The 18,678-nt window shown below is 36.8% G+C and carries 17 protein-coding genes; 7 read left to right on the plus strand and 10 right to left on the minus strand.

Annotation, left to right across the window (positions count from 1 at the left end):
* Positions 1-42 precede the first annotated feature (42 nt).
* Entirely contained in the window at positions 43-1,944 is a 1,902-nt protein-coding gene (locus tag UCH001_RS07130; RefSeq protein WP_067176197.1) for a PilZ domain-containing protein, read from the plus strand.
* A gap of 16 nt (positions 1,945-1,960) precedes the next feature.
* On the opposite strand, the gene larB is transcribed toward UCH001_RS07130, so the two are convergent.
* The 7 genes from larB to UCH001_RS07165 all read right to left on the minus strand — a co-directional run bounded on the left by larB (position 1,961) and on the right by UCH001_RS07165 (position 9,205).
* Positions 1,961-2,707 carry a nickel pincer cofactor biosynthesis protein LarB gene (gene larB / locus UCH001_RS07135; protein WP_067176199.1) on the minus strand — a complete coding sequence of 249 codons (747 nt, stop codon included), beginning with the start codon at positions 2,705-2,707 and terminating at the stop codon, positions 1,961-1,963.
* A 1-nt stretch (position 2,708) separates the two neighbouring features.
* Positions 2,709-3,512, minus strand: coding sequence for an ATP-dependent sacrificial sulfur transferase LarE (gene larE / locus UCH001_RS07140; RefSeq protein ID WP_067176202.1), 804 nt, complete (start codon positions 3,510-3,512; stop codon positions 2,709-2,711).
* Positions 3,512-4,717 carry a nickel pincer cofactor biosynthesis protein LarC gene (gene larC / locus UCH001_RS07145; RefSeq protein ID WP_067176205.1) on the minus strand — a complete coding sequence of 402 codons (1,206 nt, stop codon included), beginning with the start codon at positions 4,715-4,717 and terminating at the stop codon, positions 3,512-3,514. The genes larE and larC overlap by 1 nt, the downstream gene beginning before the upstream one ends.
* A 16-nt stretch (positions 4,718-4,733) precedes the next feature.
* Positions 4,734-5,993, minus strand: coding sequence for a nickel-dependent lactate racemase (larA, locus tag UCH001_RS07150; RefSeq protein WP_067176208.1), 1,260 nt, complete (start codon positions 5,991-5,993; stop codon positions 4,734-4,736).
* 223 nt (positions 5,994-6,216) lie between these two features.
* Complete coding sequence (locus UCH001_RS07155; protein ID WP_067176209.1) at positions 6,217-6,777, minus strand: Fe-S-containing hydro-lyase; 561 nt, start codon at positions 6,775-6,777, stop codon at positions 6,217-6,219.
* Positions 6,778-6,787: 10 nt separating this feature from the next.
* Positions 6,788-7,639 (minus strand): fumarate hydratase, encoded by an 852-nt coding sequence (locus UCH001_RS07160; RefSeq protein ID WP_067176212.1) that lies wholly within the window; start codon positions 7,637-7,639, stop codon positions 6,788-6,790.
* Positions 7,640-7,795: 156 nt separating this feature from the next.
* Entirely contained in the window at positions 7,796-9,205 is a 1,410-nt protein-coding gene (locus UCH001_RS07165; protein ID WP_067176215.1) for a DASS family sodium-coupled anion symporter, read from the minus strand.
* 297 nt (positions 9,206-9,502) lie between these two features.
* Here UCH001_RS07165 and UCH001_RS07170 point away from each other — a divergent pair, with 297 nt between their 5' ends.
* Genes UCH001_RS07170 through UCH001_RS07190 form a run of 5 tightly spaced genes read left to right on the plus strand, consistent with a single transcriptional unit; the run spans position 9,503 to position 14,241 of the window.
* Positions 9,503-11,620 carry an ABC transporter substrate binding protein gene (locus tag UCH001_RS07170; protein ID WP_231963910.1) on the plus strand — a complete coding sequence of 706 codons (2,118 nt, stop codon included), beginning with the start codon at positions 9,503-9,505 and terminating at the stop codon, positions 11,618-11,620.
* Entirely contained in the window at positions 11,617-12,267 is a 651-nt protein-coding gene (locus UCH001_RS07175; protein ID WP_067176220.1) for a response regulator transcription factor, read from the plus strand. The genes UCH001_RS07170 and UCH001_RS07175 overlap by 4 nt, the downstream gene beginning before the upstream one ends.
* On the plus strand, positions 12,257-13,408 hold the full coding sequence (locus UCH001_RS07180; RefSeq protein ID WP_067176223.1) for an MFS transporter: 1,152 nt from the start codon (positions 12,257-12,259) through the stop codon (positions 13,406-13,408). Before UCH001_RS07175 ends, UCH001_RS07180 begins: the two co-directional genes overlap by 11 nt.
* The gene (locus UCH001_RS07185; protein ID WP_067176225.1) at positions 13,405-13,686 is read left to right on the plus strand and encodes a hypothetical protein; all 282 of its coding nucleotides are present in this window, start codon (positions 13,405-13,407) and stop codon (positions 13,684-13,686) included. Before UCH001_RS07180 ends, UCH001_RS07185 begins: the two co-directional genes overlap by 4 nt.
* A 45-nt stretch (positions 13,687-13,731) precedes the next feature.
* Complete coding sequence (locus UCH001_RS07190) at positions 13,732-14,241, plus strand: histidine phosphatase family protein (protein ID WP_067176228.1); 510 nt, start codon at positions 13,732-13,734, stop codon at positions 14,239-14,241.
* On the opposite strand, the gene UCH001_RS07195 is transcribed toward UCH001_RS07190, so the two are convergent.
* The 3 genes from UCH001_RS07195 to tgt are packed head-to-tail and all read right to left on the minus strand — an operon-like array spanning position 14,238 to position 17,205.
* Positions 14,238-15,023 carry a magnesium transporter CorA family protein gene (locus tag UCH001_RS07195; RefSeq protein ID WP_067176231.1) on the minus strand — a complete coding sequence of 262 codons (786 nt, stop codon included), beginning with the start codon at positions 15,021-15,023 and terminating at the stop codon, positions 14,238-14,240. The two genes, UCH001_RS07190 and UCH001_RS07195, sit on opposite strands and share 4 nt — an antisense overlap.
* Entirely contained in the window at positions 15,020-16,084 is a 1,065-nt protein-coding gene (locus tag UCH001_RS07200) for a tyrosine-type recombinase/integrase (RefSeq protein ID WP_067176233.1), read from the minus strand. The genes UCH001_RS07195 and UCH001_RS07200 overlap by 4 nt, the downstream gene beginning before the upstream one ends.
* Positions 16,084-17,205, minus strand: coding sequence for a tRNA guanosine(34) transglycosylase Tgt (gene tgt, locus UCH001_RS07205; protein WP_067176235.1), 1,122 nt, complete (start codon positions 17,203-17,205; stop codon positions 16,084-16,086). The genes UCH001_RS07200 and tgt overlap by 1 nt, the downstream gene beginning before the upstream one ends.
* Before the next feature lie 50 nt (positions 17,206-17,255).
* Between tgt and UCH001_RS07210 the strand changes: the two genes are divergently transcribed.
* Positions 17,256-18,659, plus strand: a complete 1,404-nt coding sequence (locus UCH001_RS07210; protein ID WP_067176238.1) for a COG3400 family protein — start codon at positions 17,256-17,258, stop codon at positions 18,657-18,659.
* The last annotated feature ends 19 nt before the right edge of the window (positions 18,660-18,678 follow it).

Below are 18,678 nucleotides of genomic sequence, written 5' to 3' on the forward strand. Positions count from 1 at the left end.
ATTTTGGTAGAATTTGAATTACTATGATTGTGAGGATTTTAGATGCTCTTAGAACAGTTTTTGCATGAAACACGCTATTTGTCTATTGTTCATCTCTCCTTTGGCGAAGAAAAATTAACAATTTTTAATCGTGCAAAAAAAGAACATCCAAACTTTCACTCTTTTGATCTCAATAATGACATCAAATCTACCCCTATGGCTGATATATTTTTTATCGAAATTGGCGAAACAACCAAAGAAAAGCTCAAACTTCTTCTTGGACTGTTTGCGAAGCACAAGCCCATTATTACGTATCTTTTCGCTGATGATGTTGAAAATAGGCTTTTACTAAAGTTTGCACTTCACTTTGGCATTACCGATGTACTTCCTCTGAAAAATGAAGAAAATCTTCTCTTTTCTGTTTTCTCTAAAAATGCCAATAAACTCGATGACAAACTCTATACATTCCAAAAAATTGAGCTTGAGAAAAAAATAGAACATTTTTTTCCATTTCTTGTTTTTCAAGGGGAAACACTTATCTACGCCAATGCCAAAGCAAAAATGCTCTATGAAACCAATGATTTGAATGCTCTTCAAGCAAAAATCAACCGTGATGAAGAGCTATGTGAAGCGCTAAAAGAGAATGAAGATGCACAAGGCAGTATTGTGATAGAAACAGCTTCGTCACAAAAAGAAGTCTATCTGTGTGTCATCAAATCGTTTCCACAAAGCAATGAAAAAATTGTCACACTCATCCAATACGATCCTGAAAGCGAATCTAAAAATTGCTCAACAATTCTGAACCGCTTTGATTTTGTCGATAAACTCAAAGACCGTCTTGCCCAACAAAGTGTGACGCATGCTGCAATTTCACTTATTTTTATCAACATTTCCAATCTTGATAAACTCAGTAAAACCTTTAAAAGTACAACGCTTTATGACGCATTCAAAAACCTTGTAAATAAAATTTTTCAATTTAAAGATGAAACTCAAGATGTCATTCAATGGAGCCCAAATCTCTACATTCTCATGGGCGAGGAAAACAACTTTGAGCATGCGTGTGAACAAACAAAACATCTGCAACAAGAACTTGTACATGCAACAGCGAGCGAAAAAATAACACCTATTATTCTGACTTCTGCATTTCATGTCGAATCAAGTGATCTGAATGAAGTCATTGACTATATTGAAAAGATCAATACCAAAAAACTTTTGCCGCAAGATATTGCTAAAATAAAATATTTTGAGCTTGAGTATTTGGACCATGTCATCGAAGAGCAAGAACAGATAGCCTATTTGATGCACAACTGCGTCAATAACAAAATTCCTATCAAACTGCTCAATATCTATAAAGGGCTTTGTATTAACACAAACTCTTACATCCTTAAAATGGCAGAAGGCACGTACCACATGAGTTGTGAAAACTTGCAAGGTTATGCGATGCAGTTAGAAGGTGAAACTGTCTTACAAGCACCAAATTTTCCAAAAGACATTAAGGCTGAAATCTCTTTAGTCGATATCAAACGCTCTTTAGTCATTATTAAGAATCTTAAATTTATGCCAAATAGTGCAAACAATAGACAACATACCCGTGTTCAAACCAGTATTCGCACACCTGTACTCATCAAATATGCACATCGTTCATCCGCACAAGGCGATATTCTTGATATTTCTGTCAATTCTGTTGCGATGAAAGTGAGTAAAGTTTTCCGTGAAGAAGAGATGCTAAATCAAACAGTACGTCTTAATTTCTCGTTGCCAAATGAAGAGGGCGAGAATGGTTATGTTATTATGGATATAGAGGCTAAGGTCACGCACATCGCTCAAAGAGAGGATCACACCAAAATCGTAGCAATGCTCGACAACCTTCCAAAACCATACGATGACTATCTGTTACGTTATATGTATAACCGTCAAAAAGAGCTTATTTTCGAGATTAAAAAAGCCACTAAAGCCTATAATTAAGGGCTTAAACCCTTAATTATAAATGGTTGATGATACTCGCATTATATGCAGCACCAAAACCATTGTCGATGTTCACAACACTGACACCACTCGCACAACTATTGAGCATAGAAAGAAGTGCCGCAACACCTCCAAAACTTGCACCGTATCCCACACTGGTTGGAACAGCGATGACAGGTTTATCGACCAAACCACCGATGACACTCGCAAGTGCACCTTCCATACCTGCTATGACGATAACGACTTTGGCATTTTGAATGTCATCAAGATGTGCAAATAAACGATGAATCCCCGCCACACCAACATCAACGATTTTTTTAACATTATTGCCTAAAATTCGAGCTGTTTCATACGCTTCTTCAACCACATACAGATCTGAAGTACCAGCTGCGATGATAGCTATATAGCTTGAAGGAGGGGTGACGGTTTCTCTCTCAATTGTAATTGTTCTACCCATAGCGTTATATTTAGCTTCTGGTGCTATCTTTAGAACGGCTAGATACGCTTCTTCATTTGCTCGAGTAATCAGTATATTATTTTCCTTATCCAAAAGCTTTTGGGTAATTTGAGCAATCTGCTCAGGTGTTTTACTCTCGCCGTAAATCACTTCAGGGTATCCCAAACGAATACCTCTATGATGATCAATTTTTGCGAAATCAACATCTTCAAAGGGAAGTGCCTTAATTTTTTTAAGTGCATCAGAAATACTTACATCACCATTTTTTACTGCTTCTAAGAGCTTTTCTATCCCTTGTGCACACATTTTATACTCCTACATTCAAAGATTCCATCACTGAGGCGTGACGATACCCTTCTAAATCTAACGTAACATATGAAAATCCAAGTGATTTTAAATATGAACATATATCACCTAAGCGTTTATCATTTATGAGATGAAGACTATGTTCCATTGGTATTTCAAGTCGTGCTAATCCTTCTACGTAGCGAACACGAATATTTCCATACCCTTGATCAATCATATATGCCTCAGCATGATCAACCATACGAAGTGCCTTTTCATCAATATGCTTATCGTATGGGAAACGCGTGAGCAGACACGCATAGGAGGGTTTATCCCACGTGCTCAGTCCCAATGCATTTGATAAAGCTCTTATCTCTTCTTTCGTAAGCCCTGCATCTAAAAGAGGGGTTTTTATACCCAGTTCTCCTAGTGCCACACGTCCAGGCCTATGCTCTTTGGTATCATCCACATTACTTCCCTCTGCTACAACACTAAAACCTTTTTGATGAGCGACATCGAGCAAAGAGGAAAATAAGGCATGTTTACAGAGATAACATCTCTCTTTTGGATTATTACGAATGGCTTCAATCCAAGGTTTTTGAACTATTTCATGCTTTGCACCAATCTCACGTGCAATGCAGATGGCATCATCGATTTCCCATGTAGCAATATAAGGCGTTGAAGCTGTAATACCTATTGCTTTATCTCCTAAAACATCGTAAGCTATTTTGAGTAAAAATGTGCTATCAACACCACCTGAAAATGCTACAACAAGGCTCTCATACGATGCAATAATTTCTTTTAACTGTTCATATTTTTTATACATCATGTCCTCATTGCCATAGCCACACATTCATAAACCTGCGCAATAGGTACATGATGTGTTAGTGCTGCTTTTTTACACTCTTCAAACTCTGCTTTATACTTCACGATTTTTCCATTTAAAAAAGCACATTTGACACTTATCATTCCATAAGGTGTTGTCACTGTTTTAATTTCACGATTCAATGCAATTTTTTGTACCGCTGAACGTCTAAGCCCAATAGATGAGCTCTCTAAAAAGATTATATCCATCACGTTTGCCTCATTCTCAGCACTGACTAAAACACTAAGCTTAACACCCAAACGATTTTTTTTAGTCGTAATGGCGGTAGTATAAACATCTTTAGCGCCGGCCTCAAAAAGACGCTCTTCCACATAAGAGAGTATTTCAGGGCTCATATCATCGATATTGGTTTCTAAAACAATCTCTTCAGGCACTAAAGAGATAGCATCTTCATGCCCTAACATGACACGCAAAACATTAGGAATTGCAAAATCTTTATGACCAATACCATACCCAATTTTTTCAATCACAAAAGAGGGCTTTTCTTCATACGCTTCAACATTTGCTTTAATGATGGCTGCACCTGTGGGTGTTGTGGTTTCAAATGGCACACGACCTAATGTTACAGGTACATTTTTTAAAATTTCTACGGTTGCCGGAGCAGGGATGGGAAGGGTACCATGTTCACATTGCACAAAACCGCCGCCTAGCTCTATTTTAGAAGCGATGATTTTATCAACTTTTAGGGCTTCTAAACAGATAGCAGCGCTCACGATATCGACAATAGAATCAACAGCACCTACTTCATGAAAACCAACATCCAAAGGCTCTTTTCCATGTATTTTCCCTTCTGCCAAGGCCACTTCCCAAAACATTTTCAAACTTCGTTCTTTAATGGCGTTTGTAAGTGTACTATGGGTGATAATGGCTTCAATATCTCTAAATGTACGATGTTCATGTGAATGATGATGCGTATGTGGATTAGTGTGCCATGTGGAATGCTGATGCGTTAACGTTACATCAACTTTTGTTCCACAAATGCCCATTTTACACCTCTTTTGAATGACAAGCTCAAATGAAGCATCCAAAGAGAGTTTTGAGAGTTCTCGCTTTAAGTAGTCCTCTTCAACACCTAAATCAAGAAGAGCTCCTAAGTGCATATCGCCACTTATACCGCTAAAGCAATCGTAATAAAGAACTCTCATTATTCTCTCCCTTTTCTTAGTTATTTACCAATTTTGGAACCGTAATAGAACCAAATGGCAGCACTATAATGCTTGCATCTTCACCTTTTTCTTTAATGGCATCTTCTAAAGCGATATGCAAATCATGGTATGGTTTGAGATGAACTGCTTTCATCTCTTCATCACTCAGCTCACTCACTGCCCAGCTTTGTGCCCAAAGATTAATTTCTGCCATTTTGGCTGCTTTGTGATAGCCTAATTTATAACCGCATTTGATTTTATTGAGCACTTCTTGCGCGCAGTGCGCAGAACTCATGAGTTTAAAGAAACCTTCTTCACCAATACCGGTTCTACATTTTGCAACCATGATTAGAATACCATTCTCCTTAAGTGCTAATTTGCCGTTATCTAGGGATTTTTGTGACTGATAAAGGTCAATATCCATTGGATAAGGAGCTACAGAGATCACAATATCCGCTTTTTGAGGAATGTTCACACAAAAGACTTCATCCGCTTTATCGATGGCTGCATAAAAAGAATCACTTAAATCACCCGCTCTTACAGCGCAAATATCATGGTCACTATCCAGTACCGTCATGATGGCAAATACATCGATATGTTTAAGCACACCCATTGCATCCATCATATCTTCATGCACTGGATTACCTTTTAAGGAAAGAGCTTGTGCATTGGGATGAAGTGCTAAAAGATGATTTTGCTGAATCGTCTCGTACGCTGCAACACCTGGTAAGAAGGCTTTACGTCCACCTGTATAACCTGCAAAATAATGTGGTTCAACAGAACCGATAGCACACACTTTTTTCGCATTGGCAACGATTTTATTGAGGTACATCTCTGTTCCATTGCTTGACTTACCAAGATAAACCATCTCATCTTTTTTAGAGTCATGGCTCCAAAGACGATTTTTAGCGTTTAAATCTTCGTAAATCTCTTTGCCCAAGATAAAATGCCATTCTTCCTCAGTAGGCGCTCTATGACACCCTGTTGCAACAATAAAATAAATGTCTTTATCTTTGATTTTTGGATAGATGCGCGCAAGAACCTTACGAGTAGGAGTAGGGCGTGTACCATCATTGACAATGAAAACAATACGCTCATTAGTATCAATAAAATGATCAAAACTCTCTTTACCTATTGGTTTTTCTAATGCAACATCAATCGCATGGTTATAATCAATTTTTGCAACACTGTTAGGATTGTAAACACCTACAAGCTGCTGCTCACGAATATCTAAATCAAATTTTTCATCTTTTCCATAACCAACTGTAACTTTCATACATTATCCTTTATCACCGATATCTAATTTGTAAACATATTGAAGGCATAAATACAGCAACAACCTAAAATAAAATATATGTGATATTTTATCACGGATGTAAGACTTTTTTGAAACCTTTATCAAAAGAGTAATGCATCTGGCAAATAATTTTGATAAAAATTTTACGAAAGAACATAAGAGAGTCTAAAATATAGACTCTCTTGCTTTATTTTTAGAGTAATTACAATACTTCGTACTGTGCACGACCAATTTTATAAAGGTCTGCACCATAAGTATCGTTAATAACAGTTAATGGGAAGTCTACAACTTCAAGTCTACGAATTGCTTCAGGGCCTAGTTCTGGGTATGCGATAACTTCAGCACTTTTAATTTGGCGTGCTAGAAGTGCACCCGCACCACCTGTTGCACCAAAGTAAATTGCTTTAGATTTAACACACGCATCAATAACGTCTTGATTACGTTTACCTTTACCAATCATACCTTTAAGACCTTGCTCATTGATAAGTCTTGGAGAGTAAGAGTCCATTCTATAACTTGTTGTAGGGCCAGCACTACCGATTGGATCACCTGGTTTTGGAGGAGTTGGTCCAACAAAATAGATTACTGCGCCATTCATATCAAATGGGAGAGGTTGACCTGCATCTAAAAGATCGATTAATTTTTTATGTGCTGCGTCACGTGCTGTATAAACAACGCCTGTTAAATAAACAATATCGCCTGCTTTAAGTTGTACTACGTCTGCGTCACTAAGTGGTGCTGTTAAATGATAAGTTTTGCTCATAATGTTCTCCTTATAACGTAATATGCATATGTCTAGTACTGTGGCACTGGACGTTAACGCTTACTGGTAAACTTGCGATATGACATGGATTTTTCTCAATGTGAACACCAAGAACAGTTTGTGTTCCGCCCATACCCATAGCACCAATACCTAAGTTATTAAGAAGAACCATCAATTCATCTTCCATTGACTGGAGAACTGGATCTGGGTTTTTGCTACCAAGATCTCTAAAAAGTGCGTGTTTAGATGAGATAACTGCTTTTTCAAATGTACCACCGATACCAACACCAACAGTAAGTGGAGGACATGGATTTGGACCTGCATCAGAAATAACTTGTTTTACGTACTCGATAATACCTTTTCTACCTTTTGCAGGAGGGAATACTGTAGCACGTGAGACGTTTTCAGAACCGCCACCTTTTGCAGCGTATTCAATTTCAATTTTATCGCCTTCAACAATGTCAAAGTGAATAATAGCTGGTAAGTTATAGCCAACTTCATCTTTTAGGTTAGCTCGTGTATCCCAATGACAGGTAGACGCTCTTAAATAACCCTCTTTATAACCTTGTTCTGTTCCTTCGTTGATTGCTTTTTTAAGGCTTCCACCAACAACTTTTACATCTTCACCGACTTTAACAAAGAAAACAGCTAAGCCTGTATCTTGGCAAAGAGGTCTCTCTTCATTTTTAGCGATATCTGCATTCTCTAAGATTTGCTTCAAAACTGCTTTACATACTTCACTTTTTTCATTGTTGTATGCATCTTGCATTGCTTTATAAGCATCTTTAGGCAAGTTTGTTGCACTATAAAGGATCATATCCTTTACACTCTTGACGATGTCTTCGTACTTGATTTCTCTCATTTTTCCTCTCCGAAAAAGTTGGTTTTTGTCACACATAGTACTAGGTGGCAGAGGTGCTTTGTTGAGTTTACATTTAAAAGGAGGGCACCTCTACAAATCTTTACGAATAAAGATTTGTAAAAGTGTACATCCCAAAACTGGGATGTACCTTTCGTATTATACAAAAATGAATACGCCTAAAAGTAATACTGCAAGATAAATAGCAGCAAATAGTGCGCCTAGTGCCCACCAACGTGCTTGGCTGATATAACCAGCACCATACCAAATTGGTGAAGGACCTGTACCATATGGAGTGATAATTCCCATAATACCAAGGCTACCTGCTAAAAGAATCATAAATGCTGGTAATTGATCTGGAGCAATGAATTTAACTGCGATCAAAGCGAAAACTGGAACTAACGCAGAAACGTGCGCAGTAACACTCGCAAAGAAATAGTGTAATAAGAAGAATACTACAATCATCGCAATCATCAATGAAAGTGGAGCAAGTCCTGTTAATGAAGACTCTGCTAAAGTACCGATCCATTTAAGAATACCAACTTTTGCCAAACCACCTGCAAGAGCAACAAGAGTTGAAAACCATACTAAAACGTTCCAAGCACCTTTGTTACCGATGATGTCATCCCAAGAGATAACGTTACAAAGAACCATTAAACCAACAATAGAGATCGCTGCAGTTGTAGCATCAATGCCAAGTTCTTTACCGAAGATCCAAAGAACAAGTGCAAGTACCGCAAACAATAACATCATAATCTCTTTAAAAGTGATAGAACCCATTTTTTTAAGTTCATTCGCTGCCCAAATAGGAGCTTCTGGAGATTGTTTTTGTGTTGGAGGATATACAATGTATGCCAAAAGTGGTGTTAATAAGAAAAGTGGCAACATTAAAGGAATCATGATTTTTGCCCATGCGCCCCATTCAATACTTACTTTAGCACTTTTAGCGATAAGATCGATTGCTAAAAGGTTTGGAGCAAGTGCTGTTAGGAACATAGAACTTGTAACACATGTTGCAGCCATCGCTACCCATGAAATATATGCACCAAGTTTTCTTGGCTCATTTTCTGGAGTAGAGTTAAAAATTTGTGGGATGTTAATTGCGATTGGGAAGATTGTACCACCACTTCTTGCTGTATTTGAAGGCATAAATGGAGCAAGAAGAAGGTCAGCAAACGCAACGGCATAACCAAGGCCTAATGAGCTTTTACCCATAAATTTAACCATGATAAGAGAGATTCTTTTACCAAGACCTGTTTTTTGATAACCAGCCGCAAACATAAATGCAGCGAAGATTAACCAAATAATAGAGTTGGAAAAACCAGAAAGTGCCCATTTAATGCCCTCAGCAGGTTTTGGGTCAATAATGCCCATTAAGGCAACTAAACATACGCCAACCCAACCAACAAGCGCAGCAGGAACTGGCTCAAGAACAAGACCTACGACAACTCCTAAAAAGATTGCCATAAAGTGCCAAGCATTCGCACTCAATCCCTCAGGAGCAGGGATAAACCAAACAACCAACACTACCAATACTGGAATCAGCATGGATATTGCTTTTTTCGACATCGCGAAACCTCCATCAATAAATTTTACTCAACATCTCATAATTAAGACTGCTGTAATTATATGGCGATAAAAGAGATATAAATGAGACTTTTTTGATAAAATTACGAAAAAACATGACATTATACTTACAAAAATCTTAAAAAATATATGTGAACTGTTTTTTTATAGATAAATTTTATATTTGGACTTTTTTGGTAAAATTAAAAAAAAGAATATGACTGGATTTTTATGAAGATATTGAAAATTATAATGGTGCTATTTTGTTATAGCTCATTCTTATATAGTAATGAAATTTTATTGCTGCATTCCTACAATAAAGGTTTAAAATGGAGTGATGGTATTTCACGTGGCGTTGAAGATGTAATGTTAAAACATCCGCATTATGAATTGACAACAGAATATATGGATAGTAAAAAGATAGAATCAGAAAACTATTTTGAAGAACTTCTAGATTTATATAAGAAGAAATTCAAAAATAGAAACTATAAAGCTATCATTGCAGCTGACAACTATGCCTATGACTTTGTGCTTAAATACCATCGTGAACTGTTTCCCAACACACCTGTGGTTTTTTGTGGTGTAGAAAACTTTAACCCAAAAGAGTTAGATACGTACCTTAAACAGTATGTCACAGGCGTCGTTGAATACAAAGATATTCGTAAAAACCTAGAACTTATCTATCAACTTTTCCCTGCCATTAAAATGGTTTATATTATCAGTGACGATGCTTATTCATCGCTTGTGATTAAAGATCAGATCATTGAAGAGTCTAATTATTTCAAAGATAAATTTCGTGTTGTTTTTGACAATCAGATCGATTTTAATATGATTGACGAAAAAATAAATAAACTTCCAAAGCATAGTGCCATATTATTTACCAGTTTTTATCGCGATATGTATGGTGCTTATATACCTTATTATAAACTTCAAGCTTTTTTTCAACGCTCAAAATATCCTGTGTTCGCACTCAATCACATTCACGTAGGTGAGGGGGTCATTGGTGGATTTATGATTAACCCTTATGAGCAAGGCATGCTGGCTGCCAAAAAAGCGTTTGAGATCATAAATGGAAGAAAAATTAGTTCCATACCCGTTGAGACACCTTCAGGAAGCTATTATTTTGATAATAACGTCTTGCGTAAATTTGGCATTGCATTAACCGATGTTCCTAGCCCTTCAGAAATACTCAATGGCGTTGAAAGTTTCTATGAGAAACACCGAAAATTTGTTGAAAATGCTTTTGCACTCATGCCACTGCTTCTTTTACTAACAACCATTTTGGTACTTAACATTATTAAACGTATTTCATTGGAAAAAGAGTTATTGCGACAAGGAAAATTAGACTATGTTCTTTTAAATAACATCCAAAGTGCCATCTTTTGGAAAGCGAATGATGGAAAAATCTTAGGATGTAATGATCTTTTATGTCATATCTTAGAACGTGATAAAATAGATATTATTGGCAAACACGTCAAAGAAGTCATGCCAGGAATTTGTGATGCTATCCAAGAAGTGCCACTTGATTGTCCTAATAGTTCTGAAATAGAGATGCAAATGCCGTTTAAAGATAAAATCATTTTTGCTGTGAGACGTACTTACTATACCGATGAAAACAATCAAGAAGCAGGCGTTGTAACCGTTCTAACAGATATTACTGAGAAAAAGCGTATCGATACAGAACGTAAACGTCACGAACAATTTGTCATTCAACGTTCAAAACAATCTGAAGTAGGCGAGATGATCGCAAGCATCGCACACCAATGGAAAACGCCACTGGTTGAGATATCGGCTATTGCGCAAGAGCTTATCTATAAACGCAGAAGGAAGCCTTTAGATGAGGAAGATACTCAAAAATTCGTTGATGACATCATGACACAAGTCAAATATATGTCAAACACTATCGATGATTTTAGACAATTCATCAAGCCATCATCGATGCAAACAGCGTTTGATGTACGAGAAGCCATCGATACACTCTTAACTGTTGTCAATCATAATGTCAAATATAACTATATTACGATTCATATTCTTCAAAAACAACCAGAACAACTCTTAGCTTTTGGCTATCCTAATGAATTTAAACAGTGCGTTTTAAACATCATTAATAATGCAAAAGATAGTATTGTGAAAAAAAGAGAGACTCAAAGTACAGAAGGTGTGATTGACATCGAACTTGACAGCGATGAAAATCATATCTATCTTTCTATCAGTGATGATGGTTGTGGTATTGAAAAAAACAAACTAGAGTCTATTTTTGATCCGTTTATGAGTACCAAAGCAAATGGAGATGGGTTTGGTCTTTATATGGCTCGTTTGATTATTGAAGATAAAATGGGTGGTAAAATTATCGCAAAACAAAAGAAACATGGTGCACAAATTTGTATTACAATTAAAAAAGCTAAAGGAGCTGCATGAAAATATTGATACTTGAAGATAATGAACGTCTAGCCAATCTCATTGTTGAAGCTTTGGAGCAGAAAAAATACCACGTTAATCTCTTTAGTGATGGTAAACGTGCCCTTGAAGCAATCGATAACGGCTATGACTGTTTTATCTTAGATATCAATGTTCCTGGCATTGATGGACTCAGTCTTCTTAAAGAGATTCGTAGTATGGATGATTCCACTCCTGCAATTATCATCAGTGCCAACGTCGAGCTTGACACTATCCAAGAAGCTTATAGTAAAGGATGTGATGAGTATCTCAAAAAACCTTTTTATATGTATGAACTAGAAACTAAAATTGAAAAACTTTGTAAACCAAAAATCTGCCTTGTAAATTTGCCAGAGGGATTTACGTATTCGATGGAGCATGAACAACTGCTTGATGGAAATGGAGAAGAGGTAAAGTTAGCTAAAAAAGAGATTTTATTACTGAACCTTTTTACGAAAAATCTTAATAAAAATATCTCTTTTGAGCGTATTGAACAGTATGTTTGGGGTGGAGAGCTTACAACAACTGAAAACATTCGTGCCTTAGTAAAAAGACTACGTAAAAAACTTCCTGAAGACACCATCGAAAATCAAGGTGGAATAGGGTACCGACTCAACTATGAACATTAAAGCCTCATTTTTTGCCTCACGTGAGCAGCTACTCTATCTTCTAGCGGCTGCCGTTCCCATTGCATTTACTGCTTGGAACGCTTTGCTCAATAACTTTGTGGTTGAAGTAGCAGGCTTTAATGGCGAGAAAATTGGTTTACTCCAAAGTATTCGTGAAATTCCAGGACTGTTAGCCTTTAGTATTGTTTTTATTCTCATGATTTTTAGGCAACAAACGGCTGCGTATGTTTCACTATTTTTATTAGGATTAGGAACACTTTTAACAGGTTTTTTTCCTTCAACAATTGGGCTCTATGCAACAACGCTGCTTATGTCTGTTGGATTTCATTATCTTGAGACGTTGCATAGCTCACTCTCTTTACAGTGGATTCAAAAAGAACAAGCCCCTTCTTTTTTAGGTAAACTCTCAGCCCTTCGTTCATTTATGGCACTCTTTATTTTGGGGCTTCTCTATATCATGATGCAAATTTTAAATATTGGCTATATCGCTGTGTATGTATTTAGTGGTGGCGTCACTATGCTTTTGGCTGTCATTGCATGGATGGGATTTGAACATTTTAAAGATGATGTAGTACAAGAAACCAGGCTCTTTTTACGTAAAGAGTATTGGCTTTTTTATATCTTGACATTTTTAGCAGGGGCACGTCGCCAAATCGTCGTTGTTTTTGCAGGGTTTTTACTGGTTGAAAAATTTCATTTCAGTGTTGAAAATATGTTACTGCTACTCATAGCCAATACTATCATTAACATGATTTGTGCACCCTATGCTGGTAAACTGATTGAGCGTTTTGGAGAAAATCTCTCCTTGAAATTAGAATATATCTGCATTGTTCTCATTTTTATCCTCTATGGTTTGGTACAATCTCAAATCATGGCAGTGACTTTGTATATCTTAGACAATCTTTTTTATACGATTGCGATTGCTTTAAAAACCTATTTTCAAAAAATAGCCGATCCAAAAGATATTTCAGTGACATCAGGTGTTGCTTCTGCCATTAACCATATTTCTGCGGTTTTTTTACCGTTTACATTGGGTATTATTTGGATTTACTCCACGAGTGCAGTCTTTTTCATAGGCGCTGCTATTGCGATGGTGGCATTTTTGTTAACATTTTTACTACCGAAAAAGGAGTCCGTATGAGTTTGCGCATACAAGAAGATTTTTTGCAATTTGATGACTATCAACACGATGATACTACGTACAATGAAGCCACTTTTTTTGAAGCTGAAGGCAGTGAAAAATTCGATAAAAGTTCTGCAAAACAGATGGTTATGATGATGAACCGTGTTGCGTATGATCTAAGGCTTGATGAGTACTCTATGAAGAAGCTTGAAATCGTCCTTCGTGAAGAGCTTCCTTTCTTTGCGGTCAACCGAAGACTCGTCTTAAATTGGGTCAATGAAAACTTTTTATTTTAATCTCATACTTTCTCGTCTATAATATGAATTGATGAAAGGGTAGTGATGAAAAAGATTTATTTAATCAGACATGCAAAATCAAGCTGGAAAGATGAAACACTCAGTGATTTTGAACGACCACTGAATGGTCGTGGAAAACGCGATGTTGTCTTTATGGGAAAACGTTTAAAAATGTTTCATGTTATGCCTGATCTTATCTATACAAGCCCTGCAAAACGTGCTCTTAAAACAGCTAAAGAGATCGCGAAAGAGATAGATTGTGAGAAAAAACGCATCATTAGCTCAGATGCACTCTATGAAGGCTCATACGAAAGCTATCTAGATCTTATTCATCAAACAGACAATAAACACTCATCTATCTTCATCATTGCACACAACCCTGCTATTACAGAAGTTGGTGAACGTCTAAGTGGTGCCATTTTGAGTAACATTCCTACGTGCGCTATTGTGTGTATTAGCTTTGACGTCTCACATTTTAAAGAGATTACAGAAGAGAGCGGACATATTCTCTTTTTTGACTACCCCAAAAAACATCTCAAAGATAAAGAAGATTAAAGCCTTCTTTTCAAAAAGAGAATCAATCCTGTCATCACTAAAGCACATCCTGCCATTATAAGCGTTACTAAGCTTGTACCATAAGGAATTTCGTTAAAAGGAAGTCCTTGAGAGTTCATACCAAAATAGCCTGCAACAAAGTGTAGTGGTAAAAAAATACCAGAGAGAATGGTCAAAAGATAAATCGTACGATTCATTTTTTCATTGCTACGACTGGTATAAAAGTTGTAAAGGTTGTTCAGCTTATCGGTAGCAAGAAGGGCAGAACGATTTGTTCGGCTGATATGTTCATGAATATCTTTAAAATGAATTGCTAAAAAATCTTCTTCTTTAAGGTAGGTTGTAATAAAAGTATTCAAGACTTCTACGCCTAAATTCAAGACTCTGTGAATTCTACTCAAATCTTTTTTATTTGAAAGCCAATAATGCATAAAATTGGAAAAACGTGTATTGTCATACAGCTTTTCTTCCATCATATCGATGCTTTCATGCATCGTTGCAACCATTTTCATGACATTATTTGTTTTTTCATTAAGAAATTCATACACACGTTGCATCGTTTCAAAATTGACAAACTGAGCTGCTTGTTTATCAAAATAGTAGTATGACTCGTGATCAAACACAAAAGCATGAGATTCCATTTTTAGAGACAAATCCACCATACTTGGAAGCGATAAAATAAGAATATCATATGCTTCTTCTTCAATGAAAATAGAAGGATGTGTAGGGTTTTTGATGTCCGATAGGTGAAAACTATCTACTTTTTCAAAAAGATTTTTCATGAGAGTCCATCCATTGTATCTGCTGCAATTTTTAGTCGTTCTTTATCAAAATGGGTATAAATACGTGACGTGTTCAAATCAGCGTGCCCAAGAGCTTCTTGCACCAAAATAAGATCACGATTTTTTTGGTAAAGCAGTGTCGCAAATGTATGACGAAGCATATGCGCTCCATTTTTTTCTTTGCGTATGCCTGCACTCATAAGGATTTTATCCATAATGTAACTCACATACGCTTGAGTAAGAGGCTTACCGGTTCGGCTTTGAAAAAGAAGCTGACTATCTGAACTGCGATACTCCATCCATTCATGCAAATCATGTTCTATATGCTCACATTTAATCATGGCAGTACGTGGCTTATTGCCTTTGCCTCGAATTTGAAAGACAAAATACTCTCCATCTTTCACCATGTCTTTCACTCTAAGTCCTAATGCCTCACTGACACGCATTCCAGTAAAAATGATGAGTTTAATCAGCAGTCTATTTTTAGCTTGTGCATAGGGCTTAAACTCAGTTTCATCAATGGCTTTAAAGAAGCGAGAAAGTTCTTCTTTGTACATATGAGCAGGCAATTTTTCGCCTTTACGCCCCCCAAGTCCACCCCAGTTTTTCAGCTCAATGCGAAATTGATGAGAATTGCCTTTTTCATCCTCATTTTGTTTATCCATGAATTTAAAAAGTCCTAATAATGCAATTCGGTAGTTTTTTTTCGTAGCATCAGAAAGTGAGCCTGTTTGAGATGCTAAAAATTCACTCAAAAGCTCTTCATCAATCTCTTTTAATGATGAAAGACCCATAGGAACAATGTAATAATAAAACTTCTCCAAAGGATTAATAAAAAGATTAATCCCAATAAGCCCTATATTTCGGGCTTCTTTCGCTAGTTCTTTGAGCTCTTCCATCGTTTTAGAGCCATGATTTAAAGAGCCTATGATGGAAGAGAGTTTGGCATTTTCTTCAACATGGCGGTTGGATAAAGAGGTGAGCTTTGACTTGATGAAACGATCAAGCCAAAAGAGCAAACTTTGCTCAAAACTCTCTTTAGCGTCCACCTTGTAGCGCATTATTTGCCTCGTTTCCTATAGAATTCTGCTTTGAAAGCTTTGAACTCGCCTTTTAATATAGCCTCTCTCATCTGCTTCATCAAAGAAAGATAGTAGTGTAAGTTATGAATAGATGCTAGCCTAAAATAGGTCAGCTCTTTGGCACGGAAAAGATGATGTAAATACCCACGTGAATAGTGCTTACAGGTATAGCAATCACATTCAGGATCAAGAGGACTTTCGTCACGAGCAAATTTCGCATTTTTGATACTTAGTTTGCCAAAAGAGGTAAAGAGTGAACCATTGCGAGCGTTGCGTGTTGGCATAACACAGTCAAACATATCAACACCACGTTCAACATTTTCCACCAAATCCTCAGGCGTTCCAACGCCCATCAAATAACGTGGTTTATCTTTTGGCATCAAAGGAGTGACAAACTCAACGGTTTCATACATCAAATCATTACTTTCACCCACACTAAGACCACCAATAGCAAAGCCATCGAAAGGAAGAGCACAAAGCTCATTTGCACTGATGTGTCTAAACTCTTTATCGGTTCCACCTTGAATAATCGCAAAAATATTTTGATGTAAGCCAACACCCTCAGCTTGTTTTTGTTGATGATACGTTATCGCTCGTTTTGCCCAATCGGTTGTGCGTTTGATGGAGAGAGCAACGCGCTCTTTGGTTGCAGGAAGTGCGACTAAATCATCTAAAATCATCATAATGTCAGAATTGAGGTTGTACTGAATGTCAAGCACTTTTTCAGGTGTAAAGTAGTGCGTTGAACCATCAATGTGGCTTTTAAACATAATACCGTTACTGTCTGCTTTTGAGATATCACTCAAACTAAATGCTTGAAAACCACCACTATCTGTTAAAAAGCTGTTAGGGAATTTTGTAAAGCCATGAAGCCCTCCAAAATGTTTAACTACTTCATCATTAGGGCGCAAATACAGGTGATAGGTATTACCTAAAATAATCTTAGCACCTAGCATTTCATTCATATCGACGGCGTCTAAGCTTTTAACACTGCCAACCGTTCCTACAGGCATAAATACAGGGGTTTGAATGGTACTGTGTGCCGTTTTTATCGTACATGCACGAGCTAATCCATCGGTTTTATCTATCTGAAATTCCATTTTAGTTACAATATCCTCTCGTAATTTAGGAGCAAAGGTAAACCTTTATAATGAAAAAAATTTTAATCATCGCTGATGGCATTCTAGCAAAACAATTTTTAGAAAAGGTTATGGAAACCGAAGCAGGGGAAAATAGCTATACTATTGTGACCTACAAAGAGGAAACTTTACCTAAAAAACGTCCTGAAAATTTCAAATTTTTCGAGTTTGACCCAACCAGTTACGAAAAACTTGCCGTTATTTTGAATGAGCAATTTTTTCAAGTAATGATCATTATGTCTAATGAACTAGACGTTAAAGCAACCTATACCAATATCAGACGTGTCGATAGCAAAGTGCGTATTGTCATCATGGACAGATGGGACTTACAGATCGAAGACAAACGTCTTTTAATGCTCAATTCACGTGAAATTCTCGCTTCTCGTTTTACCGACCATCTACCAAATACACCGATTGTTGCACAAAATATCGGTCTTGGGATTGGTGAAATTATGGAAGTCTCTGTTCCTGTTGGAAGCTCTTACGCCTACCGTCATCTTGCTTCCATTGAACAAAGCAAGTGGCGTATCGCAGCGGTGTACCGTTCAAACACACTGATTTTACCTAGACCTGCACTGATGCTTTTACCAAACGATCTTTTACTTCTTGTGGGTGATCCAAAAGTACTTCAAAGTGTTTTTAAAAGTATTAAACGAGAATTAGGACAATTTCCTTCACCATTTGGTAGCAGTATTTACTGCCTTGTCGATATGCTACGCATGAAAGATGATGAGATTGACGTACTGATTAATGATTCGCTCTTACTGCATTCAAAACTCAATAGCAACAAATTACATATCAAAATCATCAATCCAACCTATTCAAAAACACTTGAGAAAATTAAAAGCTATAGCAATCATCACATCAATGTTCTTATTGACTATTTTGAGACAAATCCACGTAAAGTTTTGCGTGATGATACGGAGAAAATGGATATCGGTCTTATCGTTGTGATGAATACCTTTTTTCAAAAGAACAAACGTACACTGTACAAAACAAAACTTCCTATTTTCAAAATGGGAAAACGTGGCTTTGGTAGCCTAAATCAAGGTGTTGTTCTAAGCAATGATGCTCATGAAATTGAGCAAGAATCTTCTGTCATCTTTGATGTTGCAACACAACTTTCACTAGAGCTGAAACTCTACTCATACAATCCAGATCATGAAAATGAAAAAAATAGCCTCATTGAACACTTTGATAATCTCTCTAAAATTTTTGGACGTGAAGTAGATGTCGTACAAAGTGATAAAAACCCACTGATTAAACTTAGAAATCGCGACAATATTTTGCAATTTTTACCATTTAGCCCAAAAATCTTGGAAGCGAATTTTCTCTCAATTTTTTCAACTGATATGGAAAAACTACACTTTAAACTTGCCGACAATTACCAACTATTCATCCCAATCAATGCATAATTAAGTGCTTTTTGAGTAT

This window comes from Sulfurospirillum sp. UCH001, assembly GCF_001548035.1.
GTDB lineage: Bacteria > Campylobacterota > Campylobacteria > Campylobacterales > Sulfurospirillaceae > Sulfurospirillum.

Coding starts and splice junctions, on each gene's coding strand:
- UCH001_RS07130 (WP_067176197.1), top strand. CDS start 43: ATGCTCTTAGAACAGTTTTTGCATGAAACACGCTATTTGTCTATTGTT.
- larB (WP_067176199.1), bottom strand. CDS start 2,707: ATGTGTGCACAAGGGATAGAAAAGCTCTTAGAAGCAGTAAAAAATGGT.
- larE (WP_067176202.1), bottom strand. CDS start 3,512: ATGTATAAAAAATATGAACAGTTAAAAGAAATTATTGCATCGTATGAG.
- larC (WP_067176205.1), bottom strand. CDS start 4,717: ATGAGAGTTCTTTATTACGATTGCTTTAGCGGTATAAGTGGCGATATG.
- larA (WP_067176208.1), bottom strand. CDS start 5,993: ATGAAAGTTACAGTTGGTTATGGAAAAGATGAAAAATTTGATTTAGAT.
- UCH001_RS07155 (WP_067176209.1), bottom strand. CDS start 6,777: ATGAGCAAAACTTATCATTTAACAGCACCACTTAGTGACGCAGACGTA.
- UCH001_RS07160 (WP_067176212.1), bottom strand. CDS start 7,639: ATGAGAGAAATCAAGTACGAAGACATCGTCAAGAGTGTAAAGGATATG.
- UCH001_RS07165 (WP_067176215.1), bottom strand. CDS start 9,205: ATGTCGAAAAAAGCAATATCCATGCTGATTCCAGTATTGGTAGTGTTG.
- UCH001_RS07175 (WP_067176220.1), top strand. CDS start 11,617: ATGAAAATATTGATACTTGAAGATAATGAACGTCTAGCCAATCTCATT.
- UCH001_RS07180 (WP_067176223.1), top strand. CDS start 12,257: ATGAACATTAAAGCCTCATTTTTTGCCTCACGTGAGCAGCTACTCTAT.
- UCH001_RS07185 (WP_067176225.1), top strand. CDS start 13,405: ATGAGTTTGCGCATACAAGAAGATTTTTTGCAATTTGATGACTATCAA.
- UCH001_RS07190 (WP_067176228.1), top strand. CDS start 13,732: ATGAAAAAGATTTATTTAATCAGACATGCAAAATCAAGCTGGAAAGAT.
- UCH001_RS07195 (WP_067176231.1), bottom strand. CDS start 15,023: ATGAAAAATCTTTTTGAAAAAGTAGATAGTTTTCACCTATCGGACATC.
- UCH001_RS07200 (WP_067176233.1), bottom strand. CDS start 16,084: ATGCGCTACAAGGTGGACGCTAAAGAGAGTTTTGAGCAAAGTTTGCTC.
- tgt (WP_067176235.1), bottom strand. CDS start 17,205: ATGGAATTTCAGATAGATAAAACCGATGGATTAGCTCGTGCATGTACG.
- UCH001_RS07210 (WP_067176238.1), top strand. CDS start 17,256: ATGAAAAAAATTTTAATCATCGCTGATGGCATTCTAGCAAAACAATTT.